General features: G+C 65.0%; 18 protein-coding genes. 5 read left to right on the forward strand and 13 right to left on the reverse strand.

Translation table 11 applies throughout. The features are described from left to right. Positions 1-278: 278 nt before the first annotated feature. The 4 genes from ilvD to galE all read right to left on the reverse strand — a co-directional run bounded on the left by ilvD (position 279) and on the right by galE (position 5,859). Positions 279-2,117 carry a dihydroxy-acid dehydratase gene (gene ilvD / locus FQU74_RS01570; protein WP_146284703.1) on the reverse strand — a complete coding sequence of 613 codons (1,839 nt, stop codon included), beginning with the start codon at positions 2,115-2,117 and terminating at the stop codon, positions 279-281. A 131-nt stretch (positions 2,118-2,248) separates the two neighbouring features. After that, the gene (locus FQU74_RS01575) at positions 2,249-3,142 is read right to left on the reverse strand and encodes a glycosyltransferase family 2 protein (RefSeq protein WP_146284704.1); all 894 of its coding nucleotides are present in this window, start codon (positions 3,140-3,142) and stop codon (positions 2,249-2,251) included. 6 nt (positions 3,143-3,148) lie between these two features. Next, on the reverse strand, positions 3,149-4,780 hold the full coding sequence (locus FQU74_RS01580) for a glycosyltransferase (RefSeq protein WP_146284705.1): 1,632 nt from the start codon (positions 4,778-4,780) through the stop codon (positions 3,149-3,151). A gap of 92 nt (positions 4,781-4,872) precedes the next feature. Next, a complete protein-coding gene (gene galE, locus FQU74_RS01585) occupies positions 4,873-5,859 on the reverse strand; it encodes a UDP-glucose 4-epimerase GalE (RefSeq protein WP_146284730.1) in 987 nt (328 codons plus the stop codon). Between the two features lie 113 nt (positions 5,860-5,972). On the opposite strand from galE, the gene glf reads away from it, so the two are divergent. Further along, positions 5,973-7,148: a UDP-galactopyranose mutase gene (glf, locus tag FQU74_RS01590; RefSeq protein WP_229704484.1), complete on the forward strand. Its 1,176-nt coding sequence runs from the start codon at positions 5,973-5,975 to the stop codon at positions 7,146-7,148. 162 nt (positions 7,149-7,310) lie between these two features. Here the strand turns inward: glf and FQU74_RS01595 are convergent, their stop codons facing one another. Next, positions 7,311-8,366 (reverse strand): ParB/RepB/Spo0J family partition protein, encoded by a 1,056-nt coding sequence (locus FQU74_RS01595; protein WP_146284706.1) that lies wholly within the window; start codon positions 8,364-8,366, stop codon positions 7,311-7,313. Positions 8,367-8,497: 131 nt separating this feature from the next. After that, a complete protein-coding gene (locus tag FQU74_RS01600; RefSeq protein ID WP_146284707.1) occupies positions 8,498-9,892 on the reverse strand; it encodes an AAA family ATPase in 1,395 nt (464 codons plus the stop codon). A gap of 425 nt (positions 9,893-10,317) precedes the next feature. On the opposite strand from FQU74_RS01600, the gene FQU74_RS01605 reads away from it, so the two are divergent. Together FQU74_RS01605 and FQU74_RS19540 are read left to right on the forward strand one after the other, a co-directional pair. Continuing rightward, positions 10,318-11,376: a replication initiator protein A gene (locus tag FQU74_RS01605; RefSeq protein ID WP_146284708.1), complete on the forward strand. Its 1,059-nt coding sequence runs from the start codon at positions 10,318-10,320 to the stop codon at positions 11,374-11,376. A gap of 79 nt (positions 11,377-11,455) precedes the next feature. After that, positions 11,456-12,697, forward strand: coding sequence for a DUF2793 domain-containing protein (locus tag FQU74_RS19540; RefSeq protein ID WP_229704483.1), 1,242 nt, complete (start codon positions 11,456-11,458; stop codon positions 12,695-12,697). On the opposite strand, the gene rfbA is transcribed toward FQU74_RS19540, so the two are convergent. The 5 genes from rfbA to FQU74_RS01635 all read right to left on the reverse strand — a co-directional run bounded on the left by rfbA (position 12,698) and on the right by FQU74_RS01635 (position 16,934). Continuing rightward, a complete protein-coding gene (gene rfbA / locus FQU74_RS01615) occupies positions 12,698-13,573 on the reverse strand; it encodes a glucose-1-phosphate thymidylyltransferase RfbA (RefSeq protein ID WP_146284709.1) in 876 nt (291 codons plus the stop codon). A gap of 1 nt (position 13,574) precedes the next feature. Then, positions 13,575-14,423: a dTDP-4-dehydrorhamnose reductase gene (rfbD, locus tag FQU74_RS01620; protein WP_146284710.1), complete on the reverse strand. Its 849-nt coding sequence runs from the start codon at positions 14,421-14,423 to the stop codon at positions 13,575-13,577. Then, positions 14,420-15,469, reverse strand: a complete 1,050-nt coding sequence (gene rfbB, locus FQU74_RS01625) for a dTDP-glucose 4,6-dehydratase (RefSeq protein ID WP_146284711.1) — start codon at positions 15,467-15,469, stop codon at positions 14,420-14,422. The genes rfbD and rfbB overlap by 4 nt, the downstream gene beginning before the upstream one ends. Positions 15,470-15,472: 3 nt before the next feature. After that, the gene (gene rfbC, locus FQU74_RS01630; protein ID WP_146284712.1) at positions 15,473-16,027 is read right to left on the reverse strand and encodes a dTDP-4-dehydrorhamnose 3,5-epimerase; all 555 of its coding nucleotides are present in this window, start codon (positions 16,025-16,027) and stop codon (positions 15,473-15,475) included. A 79-nt stretch (positions 16,028-16,106) separates the two neighbouring features. After that, complete coding sequence (locus tag FQU74_RS01635) at positions 16,107-16,934, reverse strand: ABC transporter permease (protein WP_146284713.1); 828 nt, start codon at positions 16,932-16,934, stop codon at positions 16,107-16,109. 83 nt (positions 16,935-17,017) lie between these two features. Here FQU74_RS01635 and FQU74_RS01640 point away from each other — a divergent pair, with 83 nt between their 5' ends. Together FQU74_RS01640 and FQU74_RS01645 are read left to right on the forward strand one after the other, a co-directional pair. Next, positions 17,018-18,289 carry a KpsE/RkpR family capsule polysaccharide export protein gene (locus FQU74_RS01640; protein ID WP_229704482.1) on the forward strand — a complete coding sequence of 424 codons (1,272 nt, stop codon included), beginning with the start codon at positions 17,018-17,020 and terminating at the stop codon, positions 18,287-18,289. 19 nt (positions 18,290-18,308) lie between these two features. After that, complete coding sequence (locus FQU74_RS01645; RefSeq protein WP_146284714.1) at positions 18,309-18,965, forward strand: ABC transporter ATP-binding protein; 657 nt, start codon at positions 18,309-18,311, stop codon at positions 18,963-18,965. Positions 18,966-18,971: 6 nt separating this feature from the next. Here the strand turns inward: FQU74_RS01645 and FQU74_RS01650 are convergent, their stop codons facing one another. Continuing rightward, complete coding sequence (locus FQU74_RS01650) at positions 18,972-20,303, reverse strand: polysaccharide pyruvyl transferase family protein (protein ID WP_146284715.1); 1,332 nt, start codon at positions 20,301-20,303, stop codon at positions 18,972-18,974. 24 nt (positions 20,304-20,327) lie between these two features. After that, entirely contained in the window at positions 20,328-21,110 is a 783-nt protein-coding gene (locus FQU74_RS01655) for a sulfotransferase family 2 domain-containing protein (protein ID WP_229704486.1), read from the reverse strand. Positions 21,111-21,167 lie beyond the last annotated feature (57 nt).

The raw sequence follows: 21,167 nt of genomic DNA on the forward strand, positions 1-21,167 counted from the left end.
ACCAACCAAAACCCGCAAGAGGAAAATGCACCAAAACACCAAAATTCTTCACATCACCGTCGCACTTCCCTTGTTTCCTTGGCAACCCGCACAAACCACAAGCAACAAGAAAACACCCCTAGATCCCACCCTAGCCTCTCCCGAAAACCCCAACCCAACGGAATCACCCACGAATCCACAACACGATTCCCAACAACCACACACAGCACCCCACCAAACACATGAAAAAAGCCCGCCATAACAGCGGGCTTCCGATTCTTCCGGGATTACTGCGAGGCTTACTCGGGCAGCACCCGCACCGCCCCCTTGTCCGCCGAGGAGGCGAACTGGGCATAGACCTTCAGCGCGGTCGAGACCTGGCGCTTGCGCGGGGCCTCGGGCTTCCAGCCTTTTGCATCCTGCTCGGCCCGGCGGGCAGCCAGCTCGGCGTCAGACACAGCCAGGTTGATCGTGCGGTTCGGGATGTCGATCTCGATCACATCCCCTTCGCGCACGAGGCCAATGACGCCGCCGGCGGCGGCCTCAGGGCTGGCGTGGCCGATGGAAAGGCCCGAGGTCCCGCCCGAGAAGCGGCCATCGGTGATCAGGGCGCAGGCTTTGCCCAGACCTTTCGATTTCAGGTAGCTGGTCGGATAGAGCATCTCTTGCATGCCCGGCCCGCCCTTCGGCCCCTCATAGCGGATCACCACCACGTCGCCGGCCTCGACCCCGCCATTCAGGATGCCGTAGACCGCCGCGTCCTGGCTCTCAAAGACCTTGGCCTTGCCGGTGAAGACAAGGATCGATTCGTCCACGCCCGCGGTTTTCACGATGCAGCCGTCCACGGCGATATTGCCCTTCAGCACGGCCAGCCCGCCATCCTTGGAGAACGGGGTCTTGGCCGAGCGGATGATGCCCTTTTCGCGGTCGGTATCGAGGCTGGCCCATTTCGACGACTGGCTGAAGGCCACCTGCGTCGGCACGCCGCCGGGGGCGGCGAGGAACAGCTCGCGCGCCTCGGGGTTGTTCGACTTCGCAATATCCCACTGGTCAATCGCGGCGCCCAGGGTGGGGGCATGGACGGTCGGGCAGTCGCGGTGGATCAGGCCTGCGCGATCCAGCTCGCCCAGAATGCCCATGATGCCGCCGGCGCGGTGGACATCCTCGATATGCACATCGGCCTTGTTGGGCGCCACCTTGCACAGGCACGGCACCTTGCGCGACAGCCGGTCAATATCGTCCATCGTGAAATCCACCCCGCCTTCCTGCGCGGCGGCAAGGATGTGCAGCACGGTGTTGGTGGACCCGCCCATCGCGATATCCAGCGCCATGGCGTTTTCGAAAGCGGCCTTGGTCGCGATGTTGCGCGGCAGGACGGATGCGTCCTCCTGCTCGTAATAGCGTTTGCAGAGGTCGACCGCGCGGCGCCCGGCTTCAAGGAACAGGGCCTTGCGGTAGGCATGGGTTGCCAGGGTCGAGCCGTTGCCGGGCAGCGAAAAGCCAAGCGCCTCGGTCAGGCAGTTCATCGAGTTGGCGGTGAACATGCCCGAGCACGACCCGCAGGTCGGGCAGGCTGCCTGTTCGATGGCGGCCAGATCGGCATCCGACACCTTGTCATCGGCCGCGGCCACCATGGCATCCACCAGGTCGATCGCGATGGTGCGCCCATCGCCCAGCGTGACCTTGCCCGCCTCCATCGGCCCGCCCGACACGAAAACCGCCGGAATGTTCAGCCGCATCGCCGCCATCAGCATGCCGGGGGTGATCTTGTCGCAGTTCGAGATGCAGACCATCGCGTCGGCGCAATGGGCATTCACCATGTATTCAACCGAATCCGCGATCAGCTCGCGCGAGGGCAGCGAATACAGCATCCCGTCATGGCCCATGGCGATGCCGTCATCCACCGCGATGGTGTTGAACTCTTTCGCGATGCCGCCGGCCGCCTCGACCTCGCGGGCGACCATCTGTCCCAGATCCTTGAGGTGGACGTGGCCGGGCACGAACTGGGTGAATGAGTTGACGATGGCGATGATCGGCTTGCCGAAGTCGCCATCCTTCACCCCGGTCGCACGCCAGAGGCCGCGGGCCCCTGCCATGTTGCGGCCATGTGTGGAGGTGCGGGAACGGTATGCGGGCATGATATTCATCCGAGGCTGGCTGTCGGGGCAGATGAGTGCGCCTTCGGGCGACAAAAATCAACCGCTCTCGGCCCGGTTTTGCAAAACACCCGCCCTGTTTCGCACACCGGGATACGGTCGGGCGCGCGGCCTCAGACCTGGACGATCGGTGGACGGAAGCTCCAGCCCTTGAGGATCGCGCCAAAGATGCGGCGGCGGATCGACCATGGCACATTGCCGCGCTTCATTTCGGTCCGGACCCGGTTGGCAAAGCCCAGAACACCGACGATCCCGCGCTCGCGCCGGTGGAACGAGGTTTCGTTGCGGGCGCCATAGGCGAATTTCCACAGGCTCTTTTCCGTGACAAGGCTGTAGTTCACACCCTTGTTTTCCGGCGTGTCATGGGTGACGCGGCTTTCGGGCACGAAGATCCCCGGATAGGACCGCGCGATGCGCCGGGTGTATTCGGCATCGTCGAACCAGATGAAATAGTCGGCGATCGGCAGGCCATGCTCCTTGACCGCCCAGCGGGGGATCAGCACCGACACGAAGGAACACGACACCACCAGCGCATAGAGCGAATCCGCCCGCAGGAAGCGCGGCCAGTCCCAGACCGGCATCGGCGTGTTCATCTCGCAGAGCGTGCCGTCGATCCATTCCACCCGCGAACAGGCAAAGCTCGGCCGCCATTTGTGGCGCGTCTCGAAATCCTGGATGCCGTCCAGCAACTTCTCCAGAGCGTCGGGTTCGGGATAGGCGTCGTCGTCGGAAATCCAGAGGTAGTTCGCCCCCTGTTCGTAGGCGATCTTCATCCCCTCGTGAAAGCCCCCTGCCCCGCCCACGTTCTTCGGCAGCTTCACATAGCGCACCGAGGGCATGGCCTTGGCCGCCACCACCGCCTCGGTATCGTCGGTCGAGGCGTTGTCGATCACATAGATCGTGTCGGGCTTTAGCGTCTGCGCGGCCAGCGCATCGAGCACCCGCGCCAGCTTGGCCGAGCGGTTGAAGGTCACGATGACGGCGGCGGTATTGGTCAGGACGGACATGTCACCTCAGAGAATGTCATCGAGGGCGGGCGCGCCCGTGGCGGCGGCCCGGTAGATCGGCATCAGCACCTCTTCAGCGGTCGGGTCCGCTGCAAGGCGGCGATAGCAGGCCTGCATGGCCGCCCCCTGTTCGGCAAGGAAGGTCCCGTCGCGCCACAGACGGTTCACGATCGCCACGCTGCGGCGCACGGCCGCGCCGGGGTCATGCGGCACCAGCAGGCCCGACGGCACGATCTCGCGCTGCGAACCGACATCGGTGGAAATCGGGATGCAGCCCTGCTCGATCGCCTCATAGCAGACAAGCGCCAGCCCCTCGTTGTTCGAGGGCAGAAGCAGGATGTCCGACTTGCGCAGAAGCCCCGGCACATCGGCCGAGGCGCTGAGAAACTCGACCGCATCACCCAGGCCATAGCTGCGCACCAGCTGTTCGACCTCGCGCCGGAACGGCCCCTCGCCCACCAGCGTGGCGCGCAACTCCACCCCGTTGCGGCGGGCCCAGCGGGCCAGCGCGCCAAGGGTGCGGGCCATCACGATGGGGCGCTTCTGATAGTAATACCGCCCGATGAAGGCCACCCGCAGCACCTTGGCACCCACCGTCATGTTCAGCGCGGGCAAGGCCACCTCGCCGTCATGGCGCGTCAGCATGCGGCCCAGTTTCACCCTGTGGGGCACATGGAACCGGTCGCGGTAAAAGTCCACCAGCTCGCCACTGATGACATGATGCAGGTCGATGTAGTTCGACCAGACCCCGGACATCCGCGGATAGCCGCCATCGACATATTCCACGATATGGGTGGAATCGAGCACCCGGATCCACGGCACCGAAACCCGCAGATGCGCCAGCGACGCGTAAAGATGCGAGCAATGGTGGATATGGATGAGGCGGATGTTCTCCTCGATCGCCAGCCGCTCCAGATAGAGCGGCCACAGGCGCGGCGGCAGATAGCGGTCCAGCCGGATGAAGGTCACATCGGGGTGGTCGGGTAGACGGTCGGCCAGACGCTGGATCGAGGGGACAGAGGCCACGACAAAGACCCGCAGGCCCGCCGCCAAGGCCCAGTTCACCGTATCGAAGGCCATCTTCTCGGCCCCGCCCACCTCAAGCCAGTGAAACCCGATCAGGATCGCGGGCCGGGCCGCGGCATCGGGCTGGACCGATGGCACAAGGATCGGTGAGCCCTTGCCGAAGGGCAGCTTCTTCCAGTTATGACGGCGAATGCGACCCGCGCGAAAGCGCTCGGCCGTATAGCGTATGTATTCATAAGCCCCCGGCGCCACGCGAAACAGCGGGCGCAGCACGCGCGGGGCCCGCCAGGGGGCCTCGGCATTGGCAATCTCGCCCTTGGTCGGGGTGCGCGGAATGCGCAGGACTGCCCGGATCACCGGTGCATCCGGATGCGGGCCCGGCAGGTCGATCCGACCCAGATATTGCGACGACAGATGCTGCGCCTGCACAGCCTGTCCGGCATCCAGCACGACCGGGTCGGTCCTGGCCGGGTCATCACCCTCTTCCACCACCAGTTGGAGCGCATGGCCGGGGAAACACCGCCGATAGATCGCGCTGATCTCGGCGACTTCCTTCTGCAGATAGGCCTGCCGCTCCATGATATGGGGCTTCACGGTCGTGCTGTCCTGCATGTCACGTCCTGTGTTGTCGCGGTGCGGCGGATTTAGACGACCGGCGCGGAAATGGAAAGCCGCATGGGGTCATGCGGCCCACCCTGCGTGGATCACTTGGCGAAACCCGGCCCCTGCGCCCATTTCCAGGCATCGCCGATCATCTGCCGCAGGGTGGATCGCTGCGGCTCCCATCCCAGTTCCTCGGCCGCGCGGGCCGACCCCGAAACCAGCGCCACCGCATCGCCCGCCCGCCGGCTGCCCTCGATGATCGGCACCTCCTGGTTGGTGACGGCGCGACTGGCCTCGATCACCTCGCGCACGGTGAATCCGGTTCCCGTCCCAAGGTTGAAGACGCGGTTTCCCTTGCCCTCCAAAAGCCATTTCAGGCCCAGCACATGCGCCTCGACCAGATCCATCACATGCACATAGTCGCGCACGCAGGTGCCATCACGCGTGGGATAGTCAGAGCCAAAGACCGTCAGCGCCGGCCGCTTGCCCGCCACCGCATCCAGCATCAGCGGAATCAGATGGGTCTCGGGGGTGTGCTGCTCGCCCACCTCGCCATCAGGATCGCAGCCCGCCACGTTGAAGTAGCGGAAGATCACGTGATTGAGGCCATGGCTTGCGCTAAAGTTGCGCAGCATGTCCTCGATCGCGCGTTTCGACGCGCCATAGGAGTTGATCGGCAGCTGCACCGAGTTTTCATCGAGCAGCACCCCGTCCTGATCGCCATAGGTGGCGCAGGTCGAGGAGAAGACGAAGTTCCGGCAGCCCGCCGCCAGCGCGCCCTCGATCAGGTTGAGCGCGCCCATCACATTGACCCGCCAGTATTTGCCGGGGTCGGTCATGCTTTCGCCGACAAGGGAGAGGGCCGCGAAATGCAGGACCGCCACGGGCTTGTACTGCGCGAAGGCCGCATCGACATCGGCGCGGTTCATCAGGTCGCCCTTGAAGAAGGGGCCGAACTTCACCGCCTCTTCCCAGCCGGTGTTCAGGTTGTCGAAGGTCACCGGGGTGAACCCCGCCCGCGCCAGCACCTTGCAGGCATGCGCCCCGATATAGCCCGCGCCACCCGTTACCAGAACCGTATCCGACATGATCAATCCCATTCCCAGCAATCCCCCTTCTGCTACGGGCTTGGCCTCAGCTTTACAACGGGGGAAGGGCTGCTAGAGAGGGGCGGGCGCAACTTTCCGCGGAGCATTTTCCCATGACCGACCCCAAGACCGGCCCCAAGACCAGACATTGCCTGATGGTGGGCGCGGGCCTCAGCGGCGCGGTGATCGGCCGGATGCTGGCCGAGGCGGGCCACAAGGTGACGGTGCTTGACGCCCGCGACCATATCGCCGGGAACTGCCACACCCTGCGCGACGCGGGCACCGGCGTCATGGTCCATGTCTATGGCCCCCACATCTTTCACACCGACGATGCCGAGGTCTGGGACTATGTGAACCGGTATGAGACGTTCCAGCCCTACAAGAACCGGGTGAAGACCACCTCGCAGGGCGCGGTCTACTCTCTCCCCGTCAACCTGCACACGATCAACCAGTTCTTCGGCCAGACCTTGCGGCCCGACGAGGCGAAGACCTTCCTTGAGGGCAAGGCCGATACCTCGATCTCTGATCCGCAGACCTTCGAGGATCAGGCGCTGCGCTTTGTGGGCCGCGATCTCTATGAGGCCTTCTTCAAGGGCTATACGATCAAGCAATGGGGCTGCTCGCCCACCGAACTGCCGGCAAGCATCCTCAAGCGGCTGCCGGTGCGCTTCAACTATGACGACAACTACTTCTTCCACAAATTCCAGGGCATGCCGGAAAACGGCTATACCGCGATGGTGGAGCGTATCCTCGACCATCCGGGGATCACGGTGACGCTTGGCACCACCGTGACGCGCGATCAGGCGGCCGACTACGATCACGTCTTCTATTCCGGCCCGATCGACGGCTGGTTCGGCTATGACCTTGGCCGCCTCGGCTATCGCACGCTGGATTTCGAGCGCTTTGAATATCAGGGCGACTGGCAGGGCTGCGCGGTGATGAACTACGGCGATGTGGACGTCCCCTACACCCGCATCACCGAACACAAGCACTTTGCCCCCTGGGAAAGCCACGAAGGGTCGGTGCTGTACAAGGAATACTCGCGCGCCTGCGGGCCTGAGGACATCCCCTATTACCCGATCCGCCAGGTGGCCGAGAAAACCCTGCTGGCCGAATATGTCGACAAGGCCCGCGCCGAGGACAATGTCACCTTCGTGGGCCGGCTTGGCACCTATCGCTATCTCGACATGGACGTGACCATCCGCGAGGCGCTGGACTGCGGCCGCCGTTATCTGGCCACGCTGGAGACGGGCGAGAAGATGCCGGCCTTCACCGTGAACCCGCTTTAAGGGAAACGCGGGGGCCAAAAAAACGGGGGCTGTCTGCCCCCGCCTCCGGCCCGTGCCGGGCATTCGGCGCTGAAAACCATCCCCCGGATGGTTTTCCGGGTGCGCCTCATCCCCGAGGATATTTTTGAAAAGAAGAACTGGAGTGTTTCGCGCGCGAAACATTCAGGCCTGATTGCGCAGCCAGGCCTCCAGCCGGGCGCGGAAGGCGGCGTCGACCCCTGCCCCTTCAAGCACCAGACGATGGCCCTTCAGTGCGGAAAGGCTGATGCCGGGGGCGATATCCGCGGCCGAAACAGTCTCTGACACGGCCAAATCCGGGGTTTTGGGCGGGGGTGCCATCAGGCGGGCCAGCAGCACCTGTTCGGCGGCAGGATCGGGTGGGCTGGCGTCTGCAAGAGCCGCGCGCATCCGGGGGCCGAGGCCCGCATCGCCCTCCAGCGCCTGCGCCAGTTGCAGGCCCAGCCGTTCGCCGATCGCCTCGGGGAAGCGCAGGGCGCCATCCAGCGCGCGCACCACCGTCAGGAACGAGCCGATCTTTGACCGCTTGGGCCGCGAGGCGGTGGCGAAGAGTGCACGCAGGGCCGCGCGGTCATCCGGATAAACCCCGGCCTCGACCGCCTTCAGCGCGATGCGGGCGCGTTCATAGAACGACAGGCCCACGCGGATCTCATTTTCCTCGACCATCGCGACATAGGCATCCGAGGCCTGTTCGGGCCTGCGCTGCAGGGCGAGGACATGGCCGAAGCGCGCCTCGCCGGTCTCGGCCTGCAGGCTGGCCAGCGCCCGCAGCCGCCGCCAGCCAGAGATCAGCCCGTAGCGGTCCGGGCCGATCTGGGTGACCTCGATCGGGGTCTGCTGGCCACGGGCGCGCAAGCTCTCGGTCAGGGCCGCCATTTCCTCGGGGTCTGTCGCGAGGCGGTCGCGCACCAGATAGCCGGCCTCGACCTGATCCAGCGACAGCTGCAGCACCATCCGGCCATTCTCGCGGGCGCGGCGCAGGGTCTCGGCCATCTCCTCCATCGCGGCGGTGGCGGCGGCGGCACCGGCCATATCGGCAATCGGGGCCGGACGCCCCTCAGGCCGGGTATAGGTATGCCCGCCGGCATAGCCCATGGGGTAGGTCGGAAAGGATTTGGTTTCCAGAACCGGCATCTCGTCACCGGCATCCAGGGCGGTTTCGGGGGCGCCGAAGGCAGACAGGCGTTTGCGTTTGGCCATGGATCAGCTCCGCTTGAGGGGGCGACAGAATGGGGCAGGGGGCATGAACGCATCCCTGCGTGGGCGGACGGTGATGTTTCGCGCGCGAAACGCACAGGCGAAAACAGTCCCCAAATACATCCTCAAAAACGTCACTGTGCGGCCTCTTTCGCAAGATCCAGCTCATCCCGCCGCCAGCTGCCGAGGATCAGCGCCTTCACCGCGGCCCAGGTCTCGTCAAAGGTCTCGCGGCCGCGGGCATAGGTCTCGCGGTTGAAGTCGCGATAGTCGGCCTCGTAGATCCCGCGCACCTGCTCGCCCGCCTGGCCGATCAGCGCGGTAAAGTCCTGCCGGTGCGGCGACAGCGTCTTGCCCATCCAGCCCTGCATCAGCGCCGCAAGCTCGGCCTGCTGGGCCCCGTCATAGCGGGTGATCAGCGCGCGTACCGCGTCCCATTCAAAGTTCAGCTCAGGCCGGCCAAGCGCGCGAGCGGCCATGTTCTCGCCCTCCTCGATCGAGCGGAAGGTCGAATGCAGCATGTCGAAGAAGCGGCCCGTGCTGTCGAATTCCAGAAACGAGGCCCCCATCGGCACCAGAAGGATATCCGCCGCCGCAAGGCCGTTGATCGTCAGGTAGCCAAGCGCGGGCGGGGTATCGAGGAAGATCACGTCATACTGGTCAAGCACGCCGTCGGCGGCCAGAACCTCGGTCAGGGCATCCCACAGCTTCCAGCCGCGCGACTGCATGCGCCAGACCGGGATCTGGAATTCGGCCCAGTAGAGGTTCAGCTGTGCCCCGATCAGGTCGATGTTGGGCCAGTGGGTTTTCTGGATCAGGCTCTCGGCCTTGACCGTCAGCGCCTCGGTTAGCGTCTCGTCCAACGGGATCGGCGCATCGCCCCGGTCAAGCCTGCGCTGGTTGTCCAGCCGCAGATGCTGGGCGTAATGGCGGGCCAGCATCGGGAAGACGGTCTGCCATTCATCCTCGACCCGCCCGCCGAAGATCGAGGTCATCGACCCCTGGCTGTCGAGGTCGATCACCAGCACCCGGTAGCCATCGAGCGCGGCTGACATCGCCAGATGCGCGCAGGTCGAGGTCTTGCCGACCCCGCCCTTGAAGTTCGCAACCGCCAGCATCTTGGCCGGCAGCCCTTTGGGGCGCCAGGGCAGGTAGGGCTTGGCCTTTGACCCCTCGGCCGCAAAGAAAGCGCGCAGCCGCAGAACCTCATCCAGCGTGAACCACTTGGCCCCGCCATCGGTTTCGGACGCGCCCTGCGGCAGGTCGGGGTTTTGCTTCAGCACGCGCCGGAAATGCGCCTGCCCGACCGGGATCAGGTAGCGCGTGATCTCCCATGTGGAGAAGAGACGCAGCCGCCGACTGCCGGTCTCATCAAGCCCGCGCCCCGCAAGATCGGCCCGACCGGTTTCGCAGGCCCGCGCGATCTGGCCAAAGCTCTCGGTCGTGGTGGGGGCTCCAAGTGCCGCCAGCGCCGCATCGGGGTCGATGGCGAAATAGGGGGGAAGGGGTGCTGCTGCCTCGGGCTTCATCTGCGCCTCATGTGCTGTGTTTTTCTCATCATACCGCAAAACGTGGCATATGGAAGAAAAGACATCACACGGCAGGATTTTCTCAGCTGATTCTGTGGCTTGGGCTGGGTGACCCCATAGGGCAGGGGGTGCTTATGGACGCAAGCTTGCCATCCTCCGCAAGTCATGTGCGGATTTTTTTTGTTAGAGCGATGTTATCTTATTTGTTACGGGAGCCAAGGCTTTCCTGCAGCGTCTTGTTTTCATTGGTCAAATGCGGGTGCCTTTCTGCTGCACCGACTCTGATCCCCCGATCCTGCGACTCTGATCCGCCGCTGAGGTGACTCTGATCCGCCAATCGGCGTGCTGGACGCGGCCTGTGGATAATTCTAGGCTGGGTGTCACTGAAACCCCGATAGAAAACGGGGGCGGACATCGAGGCAGTCATGGCGGGACAGGCGGTGGCGGGGGGCATCCCCGTCCGCAGACCGGGTATCGGTCGGGGGGGCGTATCCACCCCCGCGGCGATCGGCGATCTTTTCATCTGTGACGTCTTCGGGGCGAGCCCGAAGGACGATCTGGGCACGATGGAACATCCGATCTTTTCGCTCTCTACCAAGCCCGACCGGCGCATCCTGAAATACGAACACAACGGCACGCAGGTCGAGGTCATCCCCTCGGTCAAGGGACGGGCCACGATCCATGACAAGGACATCCTGATCTATTGCATCAGCCAGCTGATGGCGGGGCTGAACGCGGGCCGCGAGGTCAGCCGCACCCTGCAGCTCAAGGCGCATGACCTGCTGCTGGCCACGCGCCGCGACACCGGGGGTGACAGCTATCTGCGGCTGCGCGAGGCCTTCGAGCGTCTGGCCGGCACCCGCATCACCACCAATATCGTGACAGGGGGCATCGAGGCCACCAGCGGCTTCGGCCTGATCGAAAGCTGGGAGATCCTGCGCAAGACGCGGGGCGGACGGATGATCTCGGTCATGGTCACGCTTTCGGAATGGCTGTTCCGCGCGGTTCTGGGCCGGTCGGTGCTGACGCTCTCGCCCGAGTATTTCGGGCTCAGGAAACCGCTGGAGCGGCGGGTCTATGAACTGGCGCGCAAACATTGCGGGCGGCAACCGGAATGGCGGATCTCGGTCGGCACGCTGCACAAGAAGTCCGGCTCTGCCGCGCCCGTGCGGGTGTTCCGCGCCGCGATCCGCAAGATGATCGAAGAGGCACCCTTGCCCGATTATGCCATGACCGAGGAGCCGGGCGACATGATCCGCTTCACCCGCGCCGGCGTGATCGAGGAGGACGGCCCCGACTTCAGCGCCCCCCGCATGGACCCCGGCGCCCTCGATGCCGCCCGCGCGCTGGCCCCCGGTGCCGATGTCTATGCGCTCGAGGCCGAATGGCGCGCCTTCTGGGTCGCTTCGGGGCGGCCACGGCTGTCGGCGCCCGACCGGGCCTTCCTTGGCTGGGTGCGGGCACGGATGCTGCCAAAGGGTTAAGGGCGCGCGCGCGGGCTAGGGGGGGCCTTAACCGCGCCTGCGGATGGTCGGGCCGACCGCATCCCGCAGGAGCCCCGCAATGCCCGATACCTCGCCGAACCTCGTTCTGCCCTATCTGATGCCCAGTCAGGCGCAGAAGCACGTGACCCATAACGAGGCGCTGCAGCTGCTGGATGCCGTCGTGCAGCTGACGGTCGAGGCCTTTGGCGCCACGACGCCGCCCGCCAGCCCCGCCGCCGGGCAGGTCTGGGCGCTTGGGCCCTCGCCCGGCGGGGCATGGGCAGGGCAGGGGCGCAGGCTTGCCGCGCGGATCGGCGGGGACTGGGTTTTCATCGACCCGCTGGAGGGCTGGCGGGCCTGGGGCCGGGCCGAGGCCGAGCTGCGCGTCTGGCGTGGCACCCTATGGGACCGCCTGCCGCTGCAGAACCTCGATGGTCTGGGCATTGCCAGTGTCTATGACACCACCAACCGGCTGTCGGTGGCCAGCCCCGCCACGCTGCTGACCCATGCGGGCGGGGGGCATCAGCTGAAGATCAACAAGGCGGGGCCGGGCCAGACCGCCTCTCTGCTCTATCAGACCGACTGGTCGGGCCGGGCCGAGATGGGGCTCGCGGGGGGTGACAACTTTTCGGTCAAGGTCAGCGCCGATGGTGTCACTTGGGCCGAGGCGCTGGTGGCGGATCGCACGACCGGCCGGCTGCGCCTGCCCGGCGGCGCGCGCCTGCCCGATGGCGATGCGGAAACCCCCGCGCTGGCCTTTGACAATGGCAGTGGCGTGGGTCTTTTCCGCCCGGCTTCGGGGCAGATGGGCTTTGCGACAGGCGGGGTGCAGCGCGCGCTTCTCGGCGGCACGGCGCTGCAGCTTGACGTGCCGCTGACCGGCGCCGCAGTGACGGCAAGTGCGACGGATACAACGGCGGGCCGGGTGCTGCGGGTGGGGGCGGGCTGGCCGCAGCTCGATGCCACGCTCTACCGGCAGGGGAACCTTCTGGGCACGGTCAGCCAGAGCGCGGGCGCCCCCACCGGCGCGGTGATCGAGCGCGGCAGCAACGGGGGTGGCGACTATGTCCGCTTTGCCGATGGTACGCAGATCTGCACCGCAACCCTGACGGGCTCGACCTCGGCCGCGGTCGGCTGGACCTATCCCATGGCCTTTGCCGCCGCCCCTTGTGTCACCGGCACGGCGCAGGCTGCGGTCCTTGCCTGTGTCATGCTGGACAGCGCCCCCTCGGCCTCGGCCGCCAGTCTTTCGGTGCGCGACAAGCTGGATGCCCGCCGGGCCGATCCCATGCGGCTGATGGCCGTGGGGCGCTGGTTCTGATCAGCGGTCGAGCAGCGCGGCCAGATAGCTGCCGTAGGCGGTCTTGCCAAAAAGCCGCGCCCGCGCTGCCAGTTGGTCGGGCGTGATCCAGCCTTGGGCAAAGGCGATCTCTTCGGGGCTGCCCACCTGCTGGCCCTGCCGCTCGGTCAGCGTGCGCACAAAGTTCCCGGCATCCAGCAGGCTGGCATGGGTGCCGGTATCGAGCCAGGCAAAGCCGCGACCCATCTGCTCGACCGAGAGCAGCCCTTCGGCCAGATACATCTCCAGAAGCGTCGTGATCTCCAGCTCGCCGCGGGGCGAGGGCTGAACCTCGCGCGCCCGGGCAGATGCGGTGCCGTCGAGGAAATAAAGCCCGGTCACCGCGTAATGCGAGGGCGGCTTGGCGGGCTTTTCAACGATGCGGTTCACCCGGCCGTCCGCGTCAAAGCCCACCACGCCATAGCGCTCCGGGTCCACCACGCGATAGCCGAAGACCGTGCCCCCCGTGGCGCGGGCGTCGGCGCGGGCCAGCATCTCGGGCAGGCCATGGCCGAAGAAGATATTGTCGCCCAGCACCATGGCCGAGGGCGCGCCGGCCAGGAAATCTTCGGCCAGCAGATAGGCCTGCGCCAGACCATCGGGCGAGGGCTGCTCGATATAGCTGAGGTGTAGCCCCCACTGGCTGCCATCGCCCAGCGTGCGGCGGAACTGGTCCTGATCCTGAGGGGTGGTGATGATCGCGATCTCGCGGATGCCCGACAGCATCAGCACCGAAAGCGGGTAGTAGATCATCGGCTTGTCATAGATCGGCAGCAGCTGCTTTGAGACGCCGATGGTGATCGGATAAAGCCGTGTGCCCGATCCGCCTGCCAGGATGATGCCCTTGCGTGCCGTCATGTCAAATGCCCTTCAGTTCTGAAATCACCCGGGCCAGGCCGGCCCGCCAGTCCGGTTGCGTAATCCCGAAATCCGCCGCCAATGCGGAGCAATCGAGGCGGGAATTGAGCGGGCGGCGCGCCGGTGTGGGATAGGCTGCCGAGGGAATATCCTCGACCGTGACCGCCATCCCGGCCTGCGCGAATGTTTCGCGCGCGAAACCGGCCCAGCTGGTCTCTGGCGCGCCTGCGTAGTGATGTGTGCCGCCCGTGGCGCCGTCGCGCAAGGCGCGGGCCAGCGCAAGGCAGGTCGCTGCGATATCGGCCGCAGGCGTCGGCCCGCCGATCTGGTCGGCCACGACGCGCAAGGTAGGGCGGTCAGCGCCAAGCCGCAGCATGGTCTTCACGAAATTCGCACCATGGCTTGAGAACACCCATGAGGTGCGCAGGATCACATGGGATCCCCCTGCGGTCCGCACCGCCGCTTCGCCTGCAAGCTTCGTGCGGCCATAGGCGCCAAGCGGGGCGGTCGGGTCATCGGGGGCCCAGGGACGGCTGCCCGATCCGTCGAACACATAATCGGTGGAGATATGGACGATCGGTGCGCCCAGATCGGCGCAGGCCCGGGCCATGGCGCCGGGGGCCTGCCCGTTCACCAGAGCCGCCGCATCCTCTTCGGTCTCGGCCCGGTCCACCGCCGTCCAGGCGGCGGCGTTGATCACCGCATCGGGGCGGTGCGTCCGGATCGCCGCGGCGCAGGTGTCGGGGCTGGCAAGGTCTGCCTGATCGCGCCCCAGAAAGATCGCCTGCGGGGCAAGGCGCTGCAGTTCCGTCGCCACTTGGCCGGTGCGGCCGAAGACCAGCACCCTCATGCCGAGGTTCCCAGCCGTTCGCCCACGCCCTTGCGCGCCAGCAGGGGCTGCCACCAGTCGGCATTGTCGAGATACCATTGCACCGTGCGCTCCAGCCCCTCTTCCACCGTCACGCTGGGCTGCCAGCCCAGCTCGGCGCGGATGCGGCTTGGGTCGATGGCATAGCGCGCGTCATGGCCGGGGCGGTCGGTCACGAAGGTGATCTGGTCGGCATAAGAGCCCGTGTTCTTTGGCCGCTTCGCATCAAGGATCGCGCAGAGCGTCTGCACCAGCTCAAGGTTCGTCCGCTCGTTCTCGCCGCCGATGTTGTAGCTGCGGCCCAGGGCGCCCTTTTCCAGCACCAGAAGCAGCGCATCGGCATGATCCTCGACATAAAGCCAGTCGCGGATGTTCGACCCGTCGCCATAGATCGGCAGCGGTTTTCCGGCCAGCGCATTGAGGATGATCACCGGGATCAGCTTTTCGGGGAAATGGTAGGGCCCGTAATTGTTGGAGCAGTTGGTCAGCACCACCGGCAGGCCATAGGTCTCGGCCCAGGCCCGGACCAGATGGTCCGAGGCCGCCTTCGAGGCCGAATAGGGACTGCGCGGGTCATAGGGGGTGGTTTCGGTGAACTTCACCGACGGGTCGGCCGGCAGGGACCCGAAGACCTCGTCGGTCGAGATGTGGTGAAAGCGGAACCCGACCGGCTTGCCCGCGCGTGTCCAATGGGCGCGCGCGGCCTCGAGCATGTTGTAGGTGCCGTTCACATTGGTCTCGATGAAGGCGCCCGGCGCGTCGATCGAGCGGTCCACATGGCTCTCGGCGGCCAGATGCATCACCGCATCCGGTTTATGCGCGGCAAAGATCCGGTCCAGTGCCGCCCGGTCACGGATATCGGCGCGCTCGAATGCATAAAGCGGGCTCGACGCCACGCTTGCCACGTTTTCAAGGCAGGCGGCATAGGTCAGGCAATCGACATTGACCACATGATGGCCCCGCGCCACTGCCTGCCGCACCACGGCCGAACCGATGAAGCCCGCCCCCCCGGTCACCAGAATCTTCATCTCTCAGCCCTCGCAGACAAACGGCGTGACAAAATCGGCCAGGGCCGGCGCCGCGGCATCCTTGGCCGAGAGCACCGGCTCGCCCGTCAGCCCCCAGTCGATCCCGACCGAGTTCCAGGCCACCGCCCCGTCACAGTCGGGCGCATAGTAATCGCTGCACTTGTAGACGATCTCGGTATCGTCGGCCCGTGTGACAAATCCGTGCAGGAAGCCCGCCGGGATCAGCAGTTGCCGGCCGTTCTCGGCCGAAAGCTCGACCCCCACCCACTGGCCATAGGTGGCAGAGCCGCGGCGGATATCCACCGCCACATCGTACAGCGCGCCGCGCCCGCAGCGCACCAGCTTGGCCTGGGCATGGGGGGGGGACTGGAAGTGCAGCCCCCGCAGGGTACCCGCCCGCGCCGAGACCGAATGGTTGTCCTGCACGAAATCGATGTCGATGCCGGCCTCTGCCAGACGCCGGCGACTCCAGCTTTCGGAAAAGAAGCCGCGCGCATCGCCGAAACGTGCGGGCGTCAGGATCACCACGCCGGGAAGGGAGGTCTGCTCGATCTGCAAGAAAAGGGCCTTTCTGAAACACGGATCACAGGAGGAGGGAAAGGGTCACGGCTGTGCCGCCACCAAGAACCGCCGCCGCTCAGTCGTCAAGGATCTCGCGGTGGAAGCGGCGCAGCAGCAGCAGCCCGAAGGCCAGAAGCGCCATCGACAGCAGCAGAACATAGACGAGGCTGACGTAATTGGCGTCATACATCGGATAAAAGCCGCTCCGCATCTCGCCCACGATATGCAGCAGGGGATTCCACCACAGGATGTCCTGCAATGTGTTGGGCGCATGCTCATACAGCAGCAGGATGCCAGAGACGATGAAGAGCGGGCGGGTGATGATCGCCCAGATCGACTCCCATGTGGGATAGAACCCCATCAGCACCGCATTCACGCTCCCCACCCCAAGGCCCAGAAGGGCTGCAAGGCTCATCGCCGTCAGCACCGGCCAGATATCGACGACACTCCGGCTGCCGCCGAAGATCAGGATTGCGCTGAGCAGGATGTAGCTGACTGTCACCCCGGTCAGCGTGTTCAACAGAAACCGCGCCAGCAGCGCGTCGATCCAGCTGACTGCCGGATAGGCCAGAAGCTGCCGCGAAAAGCGCAACGATTTCGCGGTGGTCATGCTGACTTTACGAAACAGGTCGAACGGCATCAGGCCGGTGGCGTAGAACAATATGAAGCTGGTGCCGAGTGGCGGGCTGCGCACCAGCAGCGAAAAGCCGATGGAGAGGATCAAAATCCCGCCCAGGGGTTCCAGCAGGGCCCATATATAGCCCCCGGGCGTGCGGCCATAGCTGGTCGACATCTCGCGCAGCATCAGCGCCAGGATCACCCGTCCCGAGGCGAAGCGCCGCCGATGCGGCCGCGCCGTCCGGGGCGGATCGGCGGGCAAGGCGGGCAGGGGGCTTTCAGGCATGGGCGGTCCGGACTGGCATTCAACCCGCCCATTATGTAGAAACGCGGGCAGGATATCAAACGGCTGTGCGCCGAGGAGCCAAAGTGACGGATCAGACCGGCCCTAGCATGGAGGACGCGCAACCCGCAGTTTCGCAGCCGGCCGCGCCCAAGCGGGGCCGCAAGCCGGGCGGTGCCCGCGCCAAGCTGGCCGCCGAAGGGCCCTCCAGCACGCTTCCGCCCCTTCCGCCACTGGCTGCGCCCGCGCAGGTGCGTGCACGCCATCGCGGGCTGGTCTGGGCCTTCGTTCTGGTGGTTGTGCTACCGGTCCTGACCTCGGCCGTCTATCTGTGGGGCTTTGCCAAGGATCAGTATGCCTCGACCGTGGGCTTCACCGTCCGGCGCGAAGAGGCAAGCTCGGCCACCGACATCCTGGGTGGGCTGACCCGCATCACCGGTGGCGGTGGCTCGATGGAAACCGATATCCTCTATGAATTCATCCGCAGCCAGGAAATCGTCACCGCCATTGACGAGCGCATCGGCCTGGCAGACATCTACTCGCAGAACTGGCCTGCCGATCCGGCTTTTGCCTTGTGGCCCAACCCTTCGACCGAGGCTCTGCACGGCCATTGGGAGCGGATGGTGCGCATCTCGTATGACAGCGCGACCCAGTTGATCGAGTTGCGCGTGCTGGCCTTTGCGCCTGATCAGGCCCAGCGGATCGCGCAAGAGATCCTGGCCGAGAGCCAGAAGATGATCAATAACCTCAACCAGGCGGCGCGTGAGGACATCATGCGCTATGCCAACGAGGATGTGGACAAGACTATCGTTCGCCTGAAGGAGGCGCGCGAGGCGCTGAGCCGTTTCCGGACCCGCACCCAGATCGTCGATCCGGCCGCCGATATCCAGGGCCGCATGGGGGTTCTGGCAAACCTGCAGCAGCAGCTGGCCGAGGCGCTGATCGAGAATGACATCGTTCTGGGCACCACGCTGGAAAACGATCCCCGGCGTGAACAGACCGACCGCCGCATCGCGGTGATCCGTGACCGCATCGCCTCGGAACGGGCAACCTTTGCCACCACCGAGGGTGGTGCTGCGGGCGAGAACTACCCCGAGCTTCTGGCCGAGTTCGAGCGCCTGACCGTCGATCTGCAATATGCCGAGGAAACCTATCGCCTGGCGCTCGCCGCACAGGACAGCGCGCGCGAACAGGCGGCCCGGCAGACCGTCTATCTGGCGCCCTATGTCCGCCCGACCCTGCCGCAGACCGCCGAATACCCGCAGCGCGCCATCCTGACCGGCATGATCGCGCTGTTCCTGACCTTCGCCTGGGCGATCGGTGCGCTGATCTTCTACAGCGTGCGCGACCGGCGCTGATGGCACCGGGGCAGGGCGCATGATCCGGTTCGAACATCTGACGAAAAGCTACCCCACCCCCTGGGGGCGCAAGGTGGTGATCGATGACCTGAGCCTCGAGCTGCCCTCGGGCAAGGCGCTTGGGCTACTGGGCCGCAACGGGGCGGGCAAGTCGACGCTGATGCAGATCGTGGCGGGCACGCTGCCCCCCGACAGCGGGCGCGTCATCTCGGACGGTACGATCTCCTGGCCCATCGGTCTGGGCGGGGCGCTGCACCCCGACATGACCGGGGCGCAGAACGTGCGCTTCATCGCCCGCATCTATGGCATCGACAGCGACAGTCTGTGTGCCTTCGTGCAGGACTTTGCCGAGCTGGGCGCGCATTTCCAGATGCCCCTGCGCAGCTATTCCTCGGGCATGCGATCCCGTCTGGCCTTCGGGGCCTCGATGGGCATCCCCTTTGACACCTATCTGGTCGATGAGGTCACATCCGTGGGCGACGCGCGCTTCCGGGCCAAGAGCAAGGCGATCTTCCGCGAGCGGATGAAGACCTCGGGCGCGATCATGGTCAGCCACAACATGAAGGAACTGCAGGAGTTCTGCGACGCCGGCCTCGTGCTGGAAAACGGGCGGATGTATTACTTCGAACGTCTGGATGCCGCGATCCGGCTGCACAAGCGCTTGATGGAGCAGTAGGCGCCATCAGCGCTTTACAAGGCGGCGCGCCGCCCGTGCGACCCGTCGGGCCTGATGCTCCAGACGTTCAAACAGCGGCGCAGGCTGGTGCGAGATCGGCCTCTGTGGGCCAGCGCCCGCCTGTTGTATGACCTGCTTGGGACGGGGCATGCGGGTTTCGACCACAAGCCCGTGTGCGGCCATCGCAGCAGAGAATTCGGTGTGGCGCTGCCGGTAGCGGCGCTTCATCCTGTTCAGGACATCGTCGTTCAGGCACTCATCCAGAGTTTTGGCGAGCCCCCAACGGGCAAAACGGTTGATTGACACTGCAGGCAGGCCGAAATGCTCGGTAAGCTCGGCGACGCGGTTGTCTTCTTTCAGGAAGATGGCCGGACGCCCCGCCTGCAAGACCGCAACCCCACCATGGAACCGGTCACCAATGAAGACATCATGGCGCAAGGCGGCCTGGCGCCATGACCCGGCCTCGGTGAAATAGTAGTATCGGCGGAAATCGACAGGCATACCGCAGAGCCGGCTGAGCCAGCTATTCAGCGGGCCGGCTGCACATTCATTGCTGCCTTCATTGTAGAGGAAAGCCTGATTGGGCAAATCGCCATAGGCAAAGATTTCGTCCTGGAACACATAAGAGGCATCAATGCCGCTGAAGGCCCGCGCCAGTTCGATCCCGCGTGAGACAATCCGTTTGTCATGAACGCTCAGGTGGCCGGCGGTCATCACGTCGGCGGCCGCTCCCTTGGCCCGCGCCGCGCTTCCGTCAATCGACAGGATGGACTGCGGATAGGCATAAAGGCTGGGGCAGCCGAGCACCGTGGCATTGGTAAAGCCATTTGTGCTTAGCCATTCTGCCGTCCGGTTGCCGCGCACCCCGAACAGCGCCGCCCTCTCGTTCATGATCGCGATCAGGTCGCGGTTGCTGGGCATCATGGCCGACAGCGGGTGGTTCCCCTGCAATCCTGCGCCAAGGACAATGATCTTCACGGCGCCGTCCAATGCATTGATTGCATTGAATAGTGCCGCACCATCATGATCCGGGCGGATGAAATTGGCCATTGAAATGACAATGATGTCGAAGTTTTCGGCCATTTCCTCGCGGAAACGCGGTGCCAGTGCCTTGCTCAGAGCTGCCAGGTTTCCATAAGCCGAATGTGTGTAATCCTTGCGCAGGATCTTCACTGGGGCTTCGGCATGGATGATGTTGCCACGATTGCCCGTCAGTTTGTGCGTAGCCTGCAGACCGCCCAGCGTATCTGTCGCCGTCGCCTGCACCCCAAGAAGGCGCGGCATCTGCATTTCGGGGCGAAAGGCAGCGAGGCCAGGGGCATGAAATAGGATGCGCATCTGTGGCTTTGTGTCCCGCTCGGTTCAGTTGGTTGCATAAAGCCGCATCAGCAGGCTGTGCAGCTTTCGGTCATTGTGGCAGCGCGCCTCGATGTGCTTGATCAGGTCGGCGGGTGGTGCTTCGTCCTCTGACGCCTTGCCGATGTTCTCGCGGAACTCTTGTGGCTTGGGCAGCCCGTGTGACCGGGCCAGATGGGCGAGCGAAGCTGAGAGATGTTCGGTCACCCCAAGGAAGGTATAGTGATTTATCAGCTTGGTCAGGACGTTCTCGAACGAACACACCATGCCAAGTGCCTGCGTGACCTGCACATCGTACGGAATCTGCTGCACATAGGCATCAAGGGTCGGGAACCGGTTGCGGAACCCTTCGTTGTCGGGATGGGCGGCCGAGCAGTTGTAGTGGTAATTGGAAATCGTTCGCGCCACCGGATCGCGCAGGATCGTGCCGCATTTCATCGGCATCTCGTGGTTGCGCCAGACCTGCAGCTCGGGCCAGCCGTAATGGCCCATGATCACCTGCCGCGCCCGGCCCTGTGATTGCAGATAGATCGCCTCGCGCGTCTGATTGCGGAAGGATTTGACGACGTCCTGCCAGTGCACGCCGCGGAATATGTCAAAGGTTTCCTGAAAGCTGCGTCCGACAGACATGCCGGCCGTCTTGGGGATATGCACGAACAACATGGTATCGGCATCGGCGCGGAAGCTATCCGGGGCAACGAGCTTCGGCGAGAACCGGTTGACGAAGCGTTCCATCAGGGCATGCGGAACGTCAAATTCCTCGGCGAGGGCACGGCTATCCTGGGTCATATCGGTCACGGCTTCACTGGCTGCAGGGCGGACGCGATCAATTGACCGCATCCGCTG

This window comes from Gemmobacter aquaticus (assembly GCF_007859075.1).
GTDB lineage: Bacteria > Pseudomonadota > Alphaproteobacteria > Rhodobacterales > Rhodobacteraceae > Gemmobacter > Gemmobacter aquaticus.